We start from the raw sequence: 17,702 nt of genomic DNA, 5'->3' as shown, positions 1-17,702 counted from the left end.
CCCTCCCCCCTTCCCTCCCCCCACCCTTTCTTTCTTCATACACCCAAACCCCCCCCCCCCGGCGCGGCGCCCCCCCCCCCCCCCCGGGGGGGGCCGGGGCCCCCCCGCCGCTCGACTGCCTTACTGCTTCTGGTTGAGACGCTTCGCGATCTCGTCGTCGGCCTTCTTGGCCGCGGCGGCGTAGTCGCCGTTCAGCGCCGAGGTCAGGAAGTCCTTGATCGGGTTCGGCTCGTTCTCGACGTTGGTCCAGGTCGGAACGTTCGGGGTGGTCGCACCGTTGAGCGAGGCCGGCAGGGCGGCCTTGGCGAAGTCGCCGGTGACCTTGCTGTTGAGCGCGACCTTGTTCGGGATGAGACCCGAGGAGGCGATCAGGCCCTCGTTCTTGTCGTTCATGGCGATCTTCAGGAAGCCCTTGGCGAGCTCCGGGTTCTTGCTCTGCTGGGCGATCGCCAGGTTCGAGCCGCCGAGGAAGACGCTGGAGGGCTTGTCCGCGGTCGCGCCGGGGAGCGGGAAGTAGCCGATCTTGTCGGCGGCCAGCTCCTCGGGCTTCGGGACCTCCCAGCCGAGACCGATGATGGTGCCGATGTCACCCTTGGCGAAGACGTCCTTCTGCTGCGGGGTGGCCTCGTCCTTGTCCTTCGGCGCGGTGGTCGAGTGGCTCTGCAGCTTCTTGTAGGTCTCGAAGGCCTTCTGGGCCTCGGGGCTCGACAGGCCGCCGACCCACTTGTCGCCGTCCTTCTTGGCGAGCTTGCCGCCCTCGCTGGTCAGCAGGCCGAAGTAGGCGTACCACTCCTGGCCGGGCATGTAGAGGGCGTCGGTGACGCCCGGGACGGCCTTGACCTTGTCCAGGTCGGTGTAGAACTCGTCCAGGGTCTTCGGCGGGGTGGTGATGCCGGCCTTGGTCCAGATGTCCTTGTTGTAGGTCACCACGCGGTTGGTGAAGTACCACGGGGCGGCGTACTGCTTGCCGTCGATGATCGAGGACTCGTTCAGGTTGGCGGCCCAGTCGGCGCCACCCAGGTCGGCCTTGTCCTTGGTGATGTCGAGCAGACCACCGGTGGCCGCGTAACCCGCGGTCTGGGTGTTGCCGATCTCCAGGACGTCCACCGAACCCTCGGAGAGGGCGGCGGTGACCTTCTGGCCGATGCCGTTCCACTTCTGGGTCTGGATGTCGAGCTTGGCACCCGGGTAGGCGGCGGCGAAGTCGGCCTTGACGCTGTCCTCCCAGCCCTTGGGGGCCGAGCCGTCCATCAGCCACACGGTCAGGGTCTTGCCGTCGTAGTTCTTGGCCGCCGCGGACGAGCCGCCCTCGGTCTTCTTGCCGTCCGAGCTGCAAGCCGCCAGGCCGACGACCATTGCTGCGACGCCGACCGCCGCGATGAGCTGACGCTTCACGCCATCCTCCTGAGGGATGCCTGGGTTGCCCCCGTCGGGCGGCAGCGGCAGACCCACACAAAGCGGGGGGAAAGGTGCCGCGGACCCCATCGAACGGGTGGGGGGATTCATAGTTACCGGCCTAGTGGTGTAGACCAGCTGCCTGGAGCTTGGCCTAGACCAATGGGCCTGTCAACGGCTGTTCGACCGATCTCGACCACCCGTTATCAAGCCGACACCGCACATCGTTCATCGCGTGATGAGGTATTCGTTCCGTAGCCATACATGCAACGATGTGAGCCGTTAACGATGTGGCGGGGTCGCTGAAGGCCTCGCGAGAAGCGGGAGAACAGGTCCGATGAGCAGCGACGGGGGATCCACCGCCCAGGTCAACGACCCCGAGGTGAACAACCTCCCGACGCAGGCCGGCACCGACCCGACCGCGCGCGTCCCCAAGTACTACGGCCTGAAGCGGCACCTGCTGCAGCTCACCGAGACCCAGCCCGCCGGCACCCCGGTGCCGCCCGAGCGCGCGCTGGCCGCCCAGTTCGACACCTCGCGCACCACCGTGCGCCAGGCCCTCCAGGAGCTGGTCGTCGAGGGCCGGCTGGAGCGCATCCAGGGCAAGGGCACCTTCGTCGCCAAGCCCAAGGTCGCCCAGGCCCTCCAGCTCACCTCCTACACCGAGGACATGCGGGCGCAGGGCCTGGAGCCCGCCTCCCGGCTGATCGAGATCGGCTACATCACCGCCGACGACCGGCTCGCCCCGCTGCTCGACATCAAGCCCGGCGGCCGGGTGCTGCGGATCGAGCGCCTGCGGCTGGCCAACGGCGACCCGATGGCCATCGAGGTCGCCCACCTGTCCGCCAAGCGCTTCCCGGCCCTGCGCCGCAACCTGGCCAAGCACAACTCGCTGTACGCGGCGCTGCGCGAGGTGTACGGGGTCACCGTGGCCGAGGCCGAGGAGACCATCGAGACCACCCTGGCCAACCCCCGCGAGGCCGGCCTGCTCGGCTCCGACCTCGGCCTGCCGATGCTCCAGCTGTCCCGGCACTCCTTCGACGCCGAGGGCGATCCGGTGGAGTGGGTCCGCTCGATCTACCGCGGCGACCGCTACAAGTTCATCACCCGGCTGAAGCGTCCGGAGTAGCCGGAGCGTCCGGGCCGACGGCAGCACCCGGAGCAGCCGCACTCCCCCGCCGCACCTCGGGCGCCGGCGCGCAGGACCCGCGCGCCGGCGCCTTTCGCGTTCCGCACCGCATGTACGGTGACGGCGCCTCACGTCCCGCCGCGGCAGCGCGTTTCCGTCGTCCGACGGTGAACAACCGGTCGGTTGCGTCCGACTGGCGGGAAGTTCCGTCAATTCCGGTGACATGGATCACCCCATGCTCTAGATTGCGCAGCCGTACTGACCTGACTGCCGATCACCGATGGTGCTGCTCGGCGGGCCCGTGCGGCGCTCGGCGCCGACCGGGCTGCGGCGCCGACGGGGAACCCTCCGGAGCGGAGCCGAAGATGCCGTCTGATCCCCTCACCCTCGAAGATGTCATGCCCGAGCCAGCCGGGAGGCCCGTCCCGGCCGTGACGCCCGAGCGGGTGCTGGCCGGCCTCGCCCTGCTGGTGCCGATCGTCGCGATGCTCTGGGTGTCCTCGTACGACAAGAGCGAACCGGCGGTGGCCGGGGTGCCCTTCTTCTACTGGTACCAGCTGCTCTGGGTGCCGGTGTCGGCCGTGTTCACGGTCGCCGCCTACCTGCTGATCACCCGGGACGAGAAGGCCCGCAAGGCGGCCCGGACGGGCGGTGCGCGATGAAGGACGTCAACGTGCCGGCCCTCGTGGTCTTCGTGCTGTTCTTCGCCCTGGTCACCGTGATGGGCTTCCTCGCCTCGCGCTGGCGCCGCGCGGACAACGCCGCGCACCTGGACGAGTGGGGCCTGGGCGGGCGCAGCTTCGGGACCTGGGTGACCTGGTTCCTGCTCGGCGGCGACCTCTACACCGCGTACACCTTCGTCGCCGTCCCCGCGGCGGTGTACGCCACCGGCGCGGCGGGCTTCTTCGCGGTGCCGTACACGATCGTCGCCTACCCGCTGGTCTTCCTCTTCCTGCCCCGGCTCTGGTCGGTCTCCCGGATGCACGGCTACGTGACCCCGGCCGACTTCGTGCGCGGCCGGTACGGCTCGCGGCCGCTGTCGCTGGTCGTCGCGCTGACCGGGATCCTGGCCACCATGCCGTACATCGCCCTGCAACTCGTCGGCATCCAGGCCGTGCTGGACGTGCTGGGGGTCGGCGGCGGGGAGAACGCCAACTGGTTCGTCAAGGACCTGCCGCTGTTCATCGCCTTCGGCGTGCTGGCCGCCTACACCTACTCCTCCGGCCTGCGCGCCCCGGCGCTGATCGCCTTCGTCAAGGACGCCCTCGTCTACATCGTGATCATCGTCGCGGTGATCTACATCCCGATCCGGCTCGGCGGCTACGGGCACATCTTCGACGCCGCCGCGCACAAGTTCAGCGCGCCGGGCGCCAAGGGGTCGCTGACCGTCCCGCACGGCAGCCAGTGGACGTACGCCACGCTGGCCCTCGGCTCGGCGATGGCGCTGTTCATGTACCCGCACTCGGTCACCGGCGTGCTGGCCTCCAAGTCCCGCAGCACCGTGCGCCGCAACATGGCGATCATGCCCGCGTACTCGCTGATGCTGGGCCTGCTGGCGCTGCTCGGGTTCATGGCGATCGCGGCGGGCGTGGGCAAGGGCGTCAAGGGCTACAACGCCCAGCTCTCGGTGCCGCAGCTGTTCGCGGACATGTTCCCGGACTGGTTCACCGGCGTGGCCTTCGCCGCGATCGGCATCGGCGCGCTGGTGCCGGCCGCCATCATGTCCATCGCGGCGGCCAACCTGTTCACCCGCAACGTCTACAAGGACTGGCTCAAGCCCTCCGCCACCCCCGCCGACGAGACCCGGATCGCCAAGCTGGTCTCGCTGCTGGTGAAGGTCGGCGCCCTGGCCTTCGTGCTCGGCATGGACAAGCAGGCCGCGATCAACCTCCAGCTGCTGGGCGGCCTGTGGATCCTGCAGACCTTCGTGGCGATCGTCGGCGGCCTGTTCACCCGCTGGTTCCACCACTGGGCGCTGTTCGCCGGCTGGGCGGCCGGCATGGTGTACGGCACCTGGAAGGCGTACGGGATCGCCAGCCCGGCCACCAAGCACTTCGGCGGCAGCGCGGCCGGGATCCCCGGCATCGGCGAGATCGGCTACATCGGCCTGACCGCCTTCGCGCTCAACCTGATCGTCGCGGTGGCGCTCACCCTGGTGCTGCGGGCGGTCAAGGCGCCGGAGCTCCCGGACGAGACCAGGCCGTCCGACTACAGCGCCGAAGCCGGTGACGAAGAGCTGAAGAACGCGCCGGAGCCTGTAGCGGCGCACTGATTCGCGCGGTACGCGCCCTGTGATCGCGCCGCCTTCTCCGTGAACACTGGAGAAGGCGGCGCGATCATATGTATGAACAGGCGTGCACGCCGGGCACCACCAGACCGGACCGGCATCCGGCCGGAACCTGATCGACCACGGGGAGCTCGCGGCCATGGCAGAACTCGGCACCACCCTCAACGGCCAGCACCAGTCCACCCAGAGCCAGCACCACCACGCCACCACCCAGGGCCAGCACGGCGCCACCCAGGGTCAGCGCGGTGCCGCCCACGGCCAGCACCCCGGCGGGCAGGGGCAGCACCCCGGCGGCCACGAACAGCACGGCAGCACCCACCGCCCGGCCGCCGCCGGCCGGCTGCCGTCCCTGCTGATCGCCACCCGGCACGGGGAGTCCACCGCCAACGTCGAGTTCCAGCTGGCCGAGGCCGCCGGAGCGCTCAGCGTCCCGATCAGCTGCCGCGACGCCGACATCCCGCTGTCGCTGCACGGCCGGCAGCAGGCCCAGGCGCTCGGCCGCTGGTGGGCCGCCCTGCCCAGCGCGGACCGCCCGCGCAGCGTCTGGTGCTCCCCGTACGTGCGCACCGCCGAGACCGCCCGGATCGCGCTCGCCCAGGCCGCCGGGCTCGGCGCCGTCCCGGTCACCCTGGCCGTCCGGTACGACGAACGGCTGCGCGACCGGGAGCTCGGCATCCTGGAGATGCTGCCGAAGGCCGCGATCGAGGCCAAGCACCCGGAGGAGGCGGCCCGGCGGCGCAAGATGGGCGAGCTGTACTACCGCCCGCCGGGCGGCGAGTCCTGGGCCGACGTCGCGCTGCGGGTGCGCAGCCTGCTGCGGGACCTCTGCGAGGAGGAGGCCGGGCGGCCCGTCCTGGTGGTCGCGCACGACTGCACGGTGCTGATGCTCCGCTACGCGCTGGACCGGCTCACCGAGGAGCAGCTCACCGCGCTCGGACCGGTGCACAACTGCTCCACCAGCCTGTGGCGGGCCCAGGACGGGCGGCTGCGGCCGGACGGCTGGAACGGGGTCGGGCACCTGGTGCCCGGCGGGGACTGACACCCCCTCGGCCCGCCCGGGAGTCCCCTCAGCCCGCCCGGGGCTCCGGCTCGGCGAAGCAGCGCCGGTAGGCCAGCGGCGTGGTGCCCAGCCGGCGGCCGAAGTGGTGCCGCAGGGCGGCCGCGTTGCCGAAGCCGCAGCGGGCGGCGATCGCGTCCACCGGCTCGGTGGTGGACTCCAGCAGCCGCTGGGCGAGCAGCACCCGCTGCCCGACCAGCCAGCGGTGCGGGGTGGTGCCGGTCTCCTGCTGGAAGCGGCGGGCGAAGGTGCGCGGCGACATGTGCGCCCGGGCGGCCAGCTGCTCGACGGTGGCCTCCTCGGCCAGGTGGTGGCGCATCCAGTCCAGCAGCGGGGCCAGCGAGGCGTCGGCGGCCTCGGGCAGCGGGCGGTTCACGAACTGGGCCTGCCCGCCCTCCCGGTGCGGGGCCACCACCATCCGGCGGGCGATCTCCCGGGCCACCTCGGCACCCTGCACCTTGCGCACCAGGTGCAGGCAGGCGTCGATGCCGGCCGCCGTCCCGGCGGAGGTGATCACCGGGTCGTCGTCGACGTACAGCACGTCCGGCTCGACCGCGGTCAGCGGGAAGCGCTCGGCCAGCGCCGCGCTGTGCCGCCAGTGCGTGGCGGCGCGACGGCCGTCCAGCAGCCCGGCGGCGCCCAGCACGAAGGCGCCGCTGCAGATGGACAGCACCCGGCCGCCGCCCTCGACCACCCCGCGCAGCGCCGCCAGCAGCGGCTCCGGGTAGTCGCGGCGGATGCTCGCCGCGGTGACCACGGCGAGGTCCGCCCCGGCGAGGCGCTCCGGGCCGTACGGCACGTCCACCGCGAAGCCGGAGTGGGTGGCGTGCGGCCCCGGACGGGCCCCGGCGATCGCGAAGTCGTAGCCCGGCAGCCCGTCGGCGGTGCGGTCCAGGCCGAACACCTCGCAGGCCACGCCCAGTTCGAAGGGGTGGACCTCCTCCAGCACCACCGCGACCACGTTCTTCAGCATGCCCACCAGGATGCCCCCGGTGCCCGCCCCGGCGGAAGGAACCGAATGGCAGGATTTCGAGGTGATCGGTCATTCCTGCCACTCGTGGCCGCGGTGCCGCCCGGCCACAGTGGTGCCCATGGACAGCGACACCCTCATCGGCGCACTCGCCATGACCGCGGCCGTCGGCGGTTTCGGCCTGCTCGGCCTCCTGATCGGCCGCGAGACCTCCAGCGGCCCGGCGGCCGGCCGCGACAACTACCACCGCCCGGGCGGCTACCCGGCCGACCAGGCCCGGCCCGAGCGGCTGTACGGCACCGCCGGCCCGTCCGTCGCCCGGTCCGCCGCCCACTCCGCCGCCGCGCCCGCCGAACCGTTCACCGAACCGTCCGCCGACCCGATCGGTTCGACCCCGGAGGACCGCCCCGCACCGGCCTCCGGCACACTGGCCCGATGGACTTCCTCATCCGCCAGGCCCTCCCCGAGGACCTCACCGACGCCGGCCGGATCACCGTCGAGGCCTTCGTCGGCGACGGCTTCACCAACCCCACGAGCACCTACGTCGAGCTGCTGCGCGACGCCGGGCGACGGGCCCTGGAGGCCGAACTCCTGGTCGCCGTCGACGCGGCCGGAGCCGGGGTCCTCGGCTGCGTGACCTTCGCCGTCGGCGGCACCGAGTGGGCGGACATCGCCTCCCCCCGGGAGGGCGAGATACGGATGCTGGCCACCGCCGGCGCCGCCCGGGGCCGGGGCGTCGGCGAGGCCCTGGTCCGCGCCTCCGTCGCCCGCAGCCGCGACCTCGGCCTGGCCGGCATGGCCTTCTCCACCCGCCCGGAGATGACCACCGCCCACCGCCTCTACGAGCGGGTCGGCTTCCGCCGCACCCCCGAGCGCGACTGGGCCCCGTACCCGGGGATGGACCTGATGGTCTACACGATGGCGTTCTGACCCGGCATCGACTGCCGCACGCACTTGGTGACTTGAAATGACCATCCGATCGGCTCGCTGCTAGTATCCGCCGCATGACGACGGGGAGTGTGCCCAGCGGCTGGTACGAGGACCCTTCCGGGCAGGCCAACACGCTGCGCTGGTGGGACGGTTCGACCTGGACCGACAAGGTTCAGGCCAAGCCGGGCGGTGGCACGCCCGCGAACCCGTTCCCCGGCCATACCGCCCAGAGCGCCGCCGCGCCGACGGCCGCCGCCCCGGTGGCACCGGTTCGACAGCCCGTTCCCCCGGTGCCGGCCGCGCCGACGCCGCCTTCCGTGCCGACCCAGCCCGTCGCACCGGCGGCGCAGGCCGCGCCCGCCGTTCCGGGTCCCAGGCCGATTCCCACCTCGGTGGTGTTCGAGACCGTCGAGCCGGACCGCACCAAGCGCCGGGTGCTCCTGGCCGTCGGCGCCGTGGTGCTGTCGGTGGCCATGGCGGGAGCCGGCTACGTGGTCGGTCACAAGACCGCCAAGCCCGGCTCGGCGAAGGCCGATCCGACCGCGTCCCCGACGGTCGCCGCCGACCCCAAGAGCCCGAACGGCTTCATGGGCACCGCCCTGACCGGCGGCCAGCAGCTGCCCGGCGGCCGGCAGATCGTCGGCCAGGACTCGAAGATGAACTTCATGCTGCCGCAGGACTGGCAGGTCCAGGTCGACGCCAAGGCGCCGAACGAGGTCCGCTACGCGGTCAGCCCGTACGCCTGCGTGGGCCACGGCAGCGGAGCCTGCACCCGCGGCCTGGTCGTCCAGAACCTCCGGGTGTTCAACGGCGGTTGGTCCGATCCGAAGTCGCTGGTGCTCGGCATGGGCCAGCTGCTCTACAACACCCGCTACGGCGCCGACGCGCCGGCGCCGCCGGAGCCGGTCAAGCAGTCGGCCGTCAAGATCCAGGGCATGGACGGCTACCTCGCGCTGTGGCACGTCCCGATGTCCAGCGCCTCCTCCACGCCGGACAGCTACTGCGGCGTCCTCCAGGTCACCCCGGCGGCCGGGGCCACCACCGTCCCCGTGCTCCAGATCTGCCTCGACCAGGCGGCGGAGGCTCCCCCGCTGGCACTGATGGACCAGATCGCGAACTCCGTCAAGATCACACCCTGACGCTCGCCCCACCCGCGGGCCCGCCCTCCCGCGGAGCCCGCGGGCGCTGACGCGCCCGGCCCCGGCCCCGGCCCCGGGCTGAGATCGCTCGACCACGGCCCGTATGCTGACCGATTGAACGACTATCAGCGAGGCCCCTGAGGGGCGCCGACACGCCGTTGCCGCCGAACGGCGGCCGGGTGTCCGGCGCCGGTGGGCGGTGACAGAGCAGGGAACCAGCGCTTCGGTACGACGGAGCGGCTGTACGGGGGTTGACTGGTGGATTCCACCGACGAACGGGCGGCGAAGCGGAGCAGCCGGGTGCGCGGACGCCACGGACGCGTCCTGCCCCGGTCCCGGCACGAACGGCGCATCGTCCGCCGGGACGTGCGCAACAGCGCGGCCCAACGGGCCTACGTCGCATGCGCCGAGACCGTCGGCCCGCTGACCCCCGGTGAGGACGGCGCCGCCGTTCGCTACCGCTCGGTCTCCTCGCGCGGCGTCACGTTCGTCACGACCCTCCTGGTGACCGTCAACGCACTCGCCGGCCTCGCCTTCGTCGGCTGGCTGCTCCTTCCCGAACACATTCCCGGCTCCGGAGTGGGCTGGTCCCCGGACTGGCGGATCAACCTCGCCAGAATCTGCTTCTGTGCAGTTATCACGGTGGAAGTCATCCGCTTGGTTCAGAACCTCGCGGTCTGGGTCTTCGCGTTCCGTGCCAAGGACCCGGTGCCGGTCACCCCGCCGCCCGGTCTGCGGGTCGCGGTGCTCACCACGATCGTGCCCTCCAAGGAGCCGATCGAGATCGTCGAGCGCACCCTCGCGGCGATGCTGCGGATCGAGTACGACGGTCAGGTCGACGTCTGGATCCTCGACGAGGGCGACGACGACCGCGTCAAGAAGATGGCCGCCCGACTCGGCGTCAACCACTTCAGCCGCAAGGGGCGCCCGGAGTACAACCAGGCCGAGGGCGAGTTCCGCGCCAAGACCAAGTCCGGCAACCACAACTCCTGGCGCGCCGAGCACGAGCACGGCTACGACGTGGTGGCCCAGATGGACCCGGACCACGTCCCGCTGCCCTGCTTCCTGGAGCGCACCCTCGGCTACTTCCGCGACCCCGACGTCGCCTTCGTGGTCGCCCCCCAGGTGTACGGCAACATGTACGACAACTGGGTCGCCCACGGCGCCTCCGTGCAGCAGTACCTGTTCTCCGGTCTGGTCGAGCGCGGCGGCAACGGCATGGACGCCCCGCTGCTGATCGGCACCAACCACCTGTACCGGCCCAGCGCCTGGCAGCAGATCGGCGGCTACCAGGACTCGATCATCGAGGACCACCTCACCAGCATGCGGGTCCAGGCCTCCGTCAATCCGGGGACCGGCCAGCGCTGGAAGGGCGTCTACACCCCCGACGTCCTCGCCGTCGGCGAGGGCCCGACCTCCTGGACCGACTACTTCAACCAGCAGAAGCGCTGGGCCTACGGCATCTGGGAGATCCTGCTCAAGAGCCGGCTGCGCTCGGGCATCAAGCTGCGGCTCCGCCAGCGCGTGCTCTACGGCCTGGTCCAGTTCTACTACCCGAGCGTGGCGCTCACCACCGTCCTCGGCAGTCTCGCCACCTCCGTCTACCTGGCCCTCGGCATCACCTCCATCCACCTCAACAGCACCCACTGGATGGCCCTGTGGGGCGCCAGCATGGGCAGCTGGCTCGTGCTGTGGCTGTGGCTGCGCCGGTTCAACCTGGCCGCGCACGAGCGGCGCGAGATCGGCATGGCCGGCATGGGCCTCGCCCTGTTCGCCGGCCCGGTCTACGTGGCCGCCGCGATCGCGGCGCTGCTGCGCCGCCCGCTCGCCTACGCCGTCACCGCCAAGGGCGACCTGCGCAGCGCCGAGTCGCTGTCGACGTTCCGGCTGCACCTGCTGTGGGCGGCGGTCGCGGGCGGACTGCTCGGCGCGAGCTTCACGCTGCACCACGACATCTGGATCCTGCGCTTCTGGGCCGGGGTCAGCCTGTTCACCGGCCTCGCGCCGCTGGCGATCTCCTTCGTCGGCGCCCGCCGCGAGGCGCGGGCCCAGCGGGCCGTCGCCGCCAGGGCCGCCGACACCGCCGAGGAACTCGTGACCGCGTCCCTGCCCGTCCAACGGACCGAACCGCCGCACGCCGGGGAGACCGCCCCGACGGCCGTGGAGGAGGACGGCTTCGAGGAAGGACCGGAGCCCGCCCGGGTCGGCGGCCGGCCCGAGCGGGGGGCCCGCTGATGCTGCGGATCACCGTCCCCCGGATCGCCGCCCTGCTCGCCCTGGTGCTGATGGTCGGGTACACCTTCGTGCTCGCGCCCCGGCTCTCCCGCAACCACGACCAGGACCCGTACAGCTTCGCCGGTGCGGCCCCCACGGCGATGCCGGGCTGGCTGACCAGCGCCCTGGCCGCGTCGCCGTCCCCGTCCGCCACCCCCACCACGCCGGGCGCGACCGCCGCCCCGCCGCCCCCGCCGCCGCAGTTCCCGCCGGCCGGCGGCGCCTTCACCGGCATCATGACCAAGCCCGGCCCGTACGACCTCGGCCCGCTCGACGAGTTCACCGCCGCCGTCAAGCACCAGCCGAGCGTGCTGGAGTTCTCGGTCGGCTGGTGGGACCGGAAGTTCGACCGCCGGGTGTTCGACACCGTCGCCGAGCGCGGCATCATGCCGATGGTCGCCTGGGAGCCCTGGGACTACCGCAAGGAGGCGAAGGAGGACAAGCTCCGCGGCGAGCAGCCGGAGTACGCCCTCTCGAACATCATCGACGGCAGGTTCGACGACTACATCAGGACCTGGGCCGAGGGCGTCAAGGGCCTCGGCTACCCCATCGCCCTGCGCTTCGCCCACGAGATGAACGGCTACTGGTACCCCTGGACCGAGCAGGCGAACGGCAACCGGAAGGGCCAGTACGTCCAGGCGTGGCAGCACGTCCACGACATCTTCAAGCAGGTCGGCGCCACCCGGGTCACCTGGGTGTGGAGCCCCAACGTCGACTACGAGAACGCCACCAGCCTGAACACCCTCTACCCGGGCGAGGACTACGTCGACTGGGTCGGCCTGTCCGGCTACTACGGCACCACCGGCGTCGAGAAGTACAAGTCGTTCGACCAGATCTTCCAGCCGACCATCGAGCAGATCCGGGCGTTCACGAAGAAGCCCGTGGTGATCACCGAGACCGGGGCCACCGACACCTCGGGGCTGAAGGCGCAGTGGATCACCGAGATGTTCGCGCAGCTCCCCCAGCACCCCGACATCATCGGCGTGATCTGGTACGAGTCGCGCAAGGAGGTCGACTGGCGGGTCGCCGCGTCCGGCGCCGCGTCCGAGGCGTTCGCGGCCGGGGTCTCCGCGCCCCGCTACAACACGCCCTGGACCATCCGCTCCCTGCCGGCCCTGACCGCCGCGCCGCCGGCCCCCGCGCCCGCCCCGACGCCCGATCCCCCGACCACTCCGAGCCCGACGGCCGGCTCCACCACGAAGCCCCCCGCCAAGAAGCCGACCTCCCCCGCGACCCGGCCCCGGTCGAGCTCCACCCCCGCCGGGTGAGCGCGCCGCCGAGCCGGCCCTCGTACCGGCCGACAACACCGCAGCAGGGAGGCGAGAACCCCATGACCACCACCCCCGCCGTACCCGGAACCGGGCGCGCGACCCGGCGCTCGTGGTGGTGGCTCGCGCCGACCATCGTGATCGCGCTGATCCTGTGCGCCGTGCTGCTCCCCCGGGACCGCAGGCAGCCCGACCAGGCCGCCCCCGCGGTCGCCCCGCTGCCGGCCGCCACCGCCGGCGAGATCTGCTCCACCGCGGAGAACCGCTACCCCGCCCAGGCCGTCGACTCCGGCCGCTACCTGATCAACCCGAACGAGTGGAACGCCACCGGGGGCCTCTGCATCAGCGGCACCGACGGCGGAAGCGGCTTCCGGGTGACCCGCAGCGGCATCGGCCCCGCCAGCCTGACCGACCCGGACCGCGGCCCCGGCGCGTACCCGCACATCAGCACCCAGCTCCAGCCCGGCACCGGCCCGCTGCCCATCGCGGTCGACAAGTTGCGCTACGCCACCAGCAGCTGGCGGACCACGCAGATCGACAGCGGCGTCTACAACGCCTCGTACGACGTCTGGTACAGCAACAGCCGGACCAGCTGCTCCTTCACCGAGAGCGCCGAGCTGATGATCTGGCTGCGCGGGAACGGCAAGACCCCGTTCGGCCGGCAGGCCGGCGAGCTCCAGGTCGGCGGCGCCTCCTACCGGGTGTACGAGGCGCCGAAGAAGAGCAGCCACACCCTGATCACCTACGAGATGGCCACCAGCGCGACCTCCGTCACCGACCTGGACCTGCGGGCCTTCACCCGCGACGCCGTCCAGCGCGGCTACGTCCCGGCGGGCTCGTACCTGTGCGCCGTCCAGGCCGGTTTCGAGATCTGGGACGGGGGCGCCGGGCTCAGCAGCGACTCGTTCTCGTTCCAGGCCGCCGCCGGGCAGCCCAGCGGCGCGATCACCTCGGCCCTGCCCGGTCTCTGCCTGGACAGCCGGGTGGCGGGCGATCCGGCCGCGATCGGCGCCGGCACCTGCGACGGCTCGCCCGCGCAGGCGTGGACGATGGGGGACGACGGCTCGGTGGGGCAGAGCGGGCGCTGCGTCGAGGATCCGGGCCTCGGTTTCCCCGTCCTCACGGACTGCACCTCGCGTCCCGACCAGCGCTGGCGGGTGACCCCGACGGGGCAGCTCGCGAACCAGGGCACCGGGCGCTGCGTCGAGAATCCGGGCGCCGCCGCGAGCGGGACCGCCCAGGTCCGGATGCGCCCGTGCGAGGCCCGCACAGGCCAGGAATGGCACCCTCCAGCCTGAGCAGTTTATCGCACACACAGTCGAACAACTGTACTTCGCGACACAACATGTGGGGCTGCATCGGACTCACGGCACTAGATGTATGCTCGTCCCTGCTGTCGATGCAGGGGAACTCGGTGCGAATCCGGGACTGCCCCGCAGCGGTGAGCGGGCGGCTCCACGAGCCCTCCCCGCGAGTCCGAATACCTGCCGACGGCGTGCCACGGGCCCTCCCGCAGAGGCCGGCAGCACGAGCAGTTTCCTTCCGGGCCTCGCGGGCGGGCCGGGGATGCCACCGTCGCGCGGACGCCGCTTGCGCCCGCGTGCGTGCTCCCCTGCCCCGATCGGCCCGGTACCCCCGATCACCGCCGCCCGATCGCCGCCAGGAGAGAGCGCCTTGACCATCGCCGCCTCAGCCACCCTGCCCACCCAGGGCACCGGCACCGCCTTCACCGACCCGACGGTCTCCGACCCCGGCGGCGCCCTGTTGCGGCTGCTCACCGACCGCAGCACCGACCTCACCGAGGTCGACCCCGGCCATGTCGCCGCCGCCGCGCTGCGCGGCCGCCACGCCGGCTCGGACTTCGCCGAGCTGCGCGGCCTGGCCGTGGACGCCGCCGCGTCGATGATCGCCGAGGACCCCCAGTACTCGAAGCTCGCCGCCCGCCTGCTCGCCCTGGAGATCGTCGACGAGGCGAACAGCCAGGGCTCGGTGTCCTTCTCCGCCTCGATCGCCGTCGGCCACGCCGAGGGCCTGATCGGCGACACCACCGCCGCCTTCGTCACCAAGCACGCGGCCGCCCTGGACGCGCTCGTCGACACCAAGGGCGACGACCGCTTCGAGTACTTCGGCCTGCGCACGGTGCAGTCCCGCTACCTGCTGCGCCACCCGATCACCCGCAAGGTGATCGAGACCCCGCAGCACTTCCTGCTCCGCGTCGCCTGTGGCCTGGCGGTCGGCGACAGCGAGCAGTCCGTGCGCGAGGTGGCCGAGCTGTACGGCCTGATGAGCCGCCTGGAGTACCTGACCTCCTCGCCGACGCTCTTCAACTCCGGCACCCGCCACCCGCAGATGTCGAGCTGCTACCTGCTCGACTCGCCGCTGGACAACCTGGACTCGATCTACAACCGCTACGCGCAGATCGCCCGCCTGTCCAAGCACGCCGGCGGCATCGGCCTGTCGTACTCGCGCATCCGCTCGCGCGGCAGCCTGATCCGCGGCACCAACGGCAAGTCCAACGGCATCGTGCCGTTCCTGCGCACCCTCGACTCCTCGGTCGCCGCCGTCAACCAGGGCGGCCGCCGCAAGGGCGCGGCCTGCGTCTACCTGGAGACCTGGCACGCCGACATCGAGGAGTTCCTGGAGCTCCGCGACAACACCGGCGAAGAGGCCCGCCGCACCCACAACCTCAACCTGGCGCACTGGATCCCGGACGAGTTCATGCGCCGGGTCAACGCCAACCAGGACTGGTCGCTGTTCTCCCCGGCCGACGTGCCCGAGCTGGTCGACCTGTGGGGCGAGGAGTTCGACGAGGCGTACCGCAAGGCCGAGCTGGCCGGCAAGGCCGTGCGCACCATCCCGGCGCAGACCCTGTACGCCCGCATGATGCGCACCCTCGCGCAGACCGGCAACGGCTGGATGACCTTCAAGGACGCCTCCAACCGCGCCGCCAACCAGACCGCGCTGCCCGGCCGCACGGTGCACTCCTCCAACCTGTGCACCGAGATCCTGGAGGTCACGGACGACTCCGAGACCGCCGTCTGCAACCTGGGCTCGGTCAACCTGGGCGCCCACGTCGCCCCGGGCGCCTCGGCCGCCGACCTGATCGGCGCCATGGACTGGGAGCGCCTCGACGCCACCGTCCGTACGGCCGTGACGTTCCTCGACCGCGTGGTGGACATCAACTTCTACCCGACCACCGAGGCCGGGACGTCCAACTCCCGCTGGCGGCCGGTCGGCCTCGGCGTGATGGGCCTCCAGGACGTCTTCTTCCAGCTGCGGATCGACTTCGACTCCGCCGAGGCGAAGGTCCTCTCCACCCTCATCGCCGAGCGCATCATGCTCACCGCGTACGAGCGCTCCGCCGACCTGGCCGAGCAGCTCGGCCGCCACGAGGCGTACGGCGAGACCCGCGCCGCCCGCGGCGAACTGCACATCGACCACTTCCCGACGGCCGCCCCGCAGTGGGCCGACCGCTGGACGGCGCTGCGCACCCGGATCGCCGAGACCGGCCTGCGCAACTCGCTGCTGCTGGCCATCGCGCCGACCGCGACCATCGCGTCCATCGCCGGCGTGTACGAGTGCATCGAGCCGCAGGTGTCCAACCTGTTCAAGCGCGAGACGCTGTCCGGCGAGTTCCTCCAGGTCAACCCGTACCTGGTGCGCGAGCTCAAGGAGCTCGGCGTCTGGGACCAGCAGACCCGCGACGCCCTGCGCGACGCCAACGGCTCCGTCCAGGAGCTGAACTGGCTGCCCGCCGAGGTGCGTTCGCTGTACCGGACGGCCTGGGAGCTGCCGCAGCGCGCGCTGATCGACCTGGCCGCGGCGCGGATGCCGTACCTGGACCAGAGCCAGTCCCTGAACCTGTTCATGGCGGCGCCGACCATCGGCAAGCTCAGCTCGATGTACGCCTACGCGTGGAAGGTCGGTCTGAAGACCACCTACTACCTGCGCTCGCGCCCGGCCACCCGCATCGCCCAGGCCGCGTCCGGTGCCGCCCGCGCCGCCGCGCCGGCGCCCGTGCCCGTGAACACCCCGACCCTCACCCCGGAGCAGGAAGCCGCCCTCGCCTGCTCCCTGGAGAACCCCGAGTCCTGCGAGGCCTGCCAGTAATGTCCCAGTCCGAAGACCGCAAGATGCTGCTCGACCCCGGCTTCGAGCTGACCCTGCGCCCGATGCGCTACCCGTCGTTCTACGACCGGTACCGGGACGCGATCAAGAACACCTGGACCGTCGAGGAGGTGGACCTGCACTCCGACGTCGCCGACCTGGCGAAGCTCAGCGAGGGCGAGCGCCACCTGATCGGCCGGCTGGTCGCGTTCTTCGCGACGGGCGACTCGATCGTCTCCAACAACGTGGTGCTGAGCCTCTACAAGCACATCAACTCGCCCGAGGCGCGGCTGTACCTCTCGCGGCAGCTGTTCGAAGAGGCCGTGCACGTCCAGTTCTACCTGACGCTGCTCGACACCTACCTGCCCGACCCGGAGGACCGCAACGCGGCCTTCGCGGCGGTGGAGAACATCCCCTCCATCCGCCAGAAGGCGCAGTTCTGCTTCAAGTACATGAACGCGGTCGACCACATCGACTCGCTGCAGACGAAGGAGGACAGGCGGGCGTTCCTGCTCAACCTGATCTGCTTCGCGGCATGCGTCGAGGGGCTGTTCTTCTACGGCGCGTTCGCCTACGTGTACTGGTTCCGGAGCCGTGGCCTGCTGCACGGCCTGGCGACCGGTACGAACTGGGTGTTCCGCGACGAGTCCATGCACATGGACTTCGCGATGTCGGTGGTCGACACCGTCCGCGAGGAGGAGCCCGACCTCTTCGACGACGAGATGGCCAAGCAGGTCACGGAGATGCTGGAAGAGGCCGTCGAGGCCGAGCTCCAGTTCGCCCAGGACCTGTGCGGCGACGGCCTGGCCGGCATGAACACCGCCTCGATGCGCGAGTACCTGGAGGCTGTCGCCGACCAGCGCCTCGCGCGCCTCGGCCTGCCGATCCGGTACGGCTCCACGAACCCGTTCGGCTTCATGGAGCTCCAGAACGTCCAGGAGCTGACCAACTTCTTCGAGCGCCGCGTGTCGGCGTACCAGGTCGCCGTCGAGGGCACCGTCGCCTTCGACGACGACTTCTAGGAAGAACAGAACGAACGACAGAGGTGCCCCGCACGGCCACAGCCGTGCGGGGGACCTCTGGCGGGTCAGGGGGCCGGAAACACCCCGCCCGGTATCCCCGGGAGGAAGGCCGACCAAGCCGCAG

At 71.5% G+C, this 17,702-nt stretch carries 13 protein-coding genes and 1 riboswitch; of the genes, 11 read left to right on the top strand and 2 right to left on the bottom strand.

The features are described from left to right. Positions 1-120: 120 nt before the first annotated feature. Entirely contained in the window at positions 121-1,395 is a 1,275-nt protein-coding gene (locus ACFVHV_RS32215; RefSeq protein ID WP_359904549.1) for an extracellular solute-binding protein, read from the bottom strand. Between the two features lie 337 nt (positions 1,396-1,732). On the opposite strand from ACFVHV_RS32215, the gene ACFVHV_RS32210 reads away from it, so the two are divergent. The 4 genes from ACFVHV_RS32210 to ACFVHV_RS32195 all read left to right on the top strand — a co-directional run bounded on the left by ACFVHV_RS32210 (position 1,733) and on the right by ACFVHV_RS32195 (position 5,850). Continuing rightward, positions 1,733-2,524 carry a GntR family transcriptional regulator gene (locus ACFVHV_RS32210; RefSeq protein ID WP_355261095.1) on the top strand — a complete coding sequence of 264 codons (792 nt, stop codon included), beginning with the start codon at positions 1,733-1,735 and terminating at the stop codon, positions 2,522-2,524. A gap of 398 nt (positions 2,525-2,922) precedes the next feature. Beyond that, complete coding sequence (locus ACFVHV_RS32205) at positions 2,923-3,186, top strand: DUF3311 domain-containing protein (protein ID WP_359904550.1); 264 nt, start codon at positions 2,923-2,925, stop codon at positions 3,184-3,186. Continuing rightward, a complete protein-coding gene (mctP, locus tag ACFVHV_RS32200; RefSeq protein WP_380355813.1) occupies positions 3,183-4,796 on the top strand; it encodes a monocarboxylate uptake permease MctP in 1,614 nt (537 codons plus the stop codon). Before ACFVHV_RS32205 ends, mctP begins: the two co-directional genes overlap by 4 nt. Positions 4,797-4,950: 154 nt before the next feature. Further along, on the top strand, positions 4,951-5,850 hold the full coding sequence (locus ACFVHV_RS32195) for a histidine phosphatase family protein (RefSeq protein WP_380355811.1): 900 nt from the start codon (positions 4,951-4,953) through the stop codon (positions 5,848-5,850). A 28-nt stretch (positions 5,851-5,878) separates the two neighbouring features. Here the strand turns inward: ACFVHV_RS32195 and ACFVHV_RS32190 are convergent, their stop codons facing one another. Continuing rightward, a complete protein-coding gene (locus ACFVHV_RS32190) occupies positions 5,879-6,841 on the bottom strand; it encodes a helix-turn-helix domain-containing protein (RefSeq protein WP_359904578.1) in 963 nt (320 codons plus the stop codon). Positions 6,842-7,273: 432 nt separating this feature from the next. Here ACFVHV_RS32190 and ACFVHV_RS32185 point away from each other — a divergent pair, with 432 nt between their 5' ends. From ACFVHV_RS32185 to ACFVHV_RS32155, 7 genes are all read left to right on the top strand, one after another. Further along, a complete protein-coding gene (locus ACFVHV_RS32185) occupies positions 7,274-7,768 on the top strand; it encodes an N-acetyltransferase (RefSeq protein ID WP_359904558.1) in 495 nt (164 codons plus the stop codon). 74 nt (positions 7,769-7,842) lie between these two features. After that, positions 7,843-8,907, top strand: a complete 1,065-nt coding sequence (locus ACFVHV_RS32180; protein WP_380355808.1) for a DUF2510 domain-containing protein — start codon at positions 7,843-7,845, stop codon at positions 8,905-8,907. Positions 8,908-9,165: 258 nt separating this feature from the next. Further along, positions 9,166-11,142 carry a glycosyltransferase family 2 protein gene (locus tag ACFVHV_RS32175; RefSeq protein ID WP_359904564.1) on the top strand — a complete coding sequence of 659 codons (1,977 nt, stop codon included), beginning with the start codon at positions 9,166-9,168 and terminating at the stop codon, positions 11,140-11,142. Further along, positions 11,142-12,449, top strand: coding sequence for a glycoside hydrolase family 26 protein (locus ACFVHV_RS32170; protein WP_380355805.1), 1,308 nt, complete (start codon positions 11,142-11,144; stop codon positions 12,447-12,449). Before ACFVHV_RS32175 ends, ACFVHV_RS32170 begins: the two co-directional genes overlap by 1 nt. Before the next feature lie 62 nt (positions 12,450-12,511). After that, the gene (locus ACFVHV_RS32165) at positions 12,512-13,747 is read left to right on the top strand and encodes a ricin-type beta-trefoil lectin domain protein (protein WP_359904570.1); all 1,236 of its coding nucleotides are present in this window, start codon (positions 12,512-12,514) and stop codon (positions 13,745-13,747) included. Between the two features lie 65 nt (positions 13,748-13,812). Beyond that, a riboswitch (cobalamin riboswitch) is annotated at positions 13,813-13,956 on the top strand. Between the two features lie 167 nt (positions 13,957-14,123). Then, positions 14,124-16,559: a ribonucleoside-diphosphate reductase subunit alpha gene (locus ACFVHV_RS32160; protein ID WP_380355802.1), complete on the top strand. Its 2,436-nt coding sequence runs from the start codon at positions 14,124-14,126 to the stop codon at positions 16,557-16,559. Continuing rightward, positions 16,559-17,578 carry a ribonucleotide-diphosphate reductase subunit beta gene (locus tag ACFVHV_RS32155; protein WP_359904573.1) on the top strand — a complete coding sequence of 340 codons (1,020 nt, stop codon included), beginning with the start codon at positions 16,559-16,561 and terminating at the stop codon, positions 17,576-17,578. Before ACFVHV_RS32160 ends, ACFVHV_RS32155 begins: the two co-directional genes overlap by 1 nt. The last annotated feature ends 124 nt before the right edge of the window (positions 17,579-17,702 follow it).

The sequence above is a fragment of the Kitasatospora sp. NPDC127116 genome, from assembly GCF_042677365.1.
In the GTDB taxonomy this organism is placed as follows: Bacteria; Actinomycetota; Actinomycetes; order Streptomycetales; family Streptomycetaceae; genus Kitasatospora; species Kitasatospora lactacystinica.
This window is presented reverse-complemented; position numbering and strand designations above follow the sequence as displayed.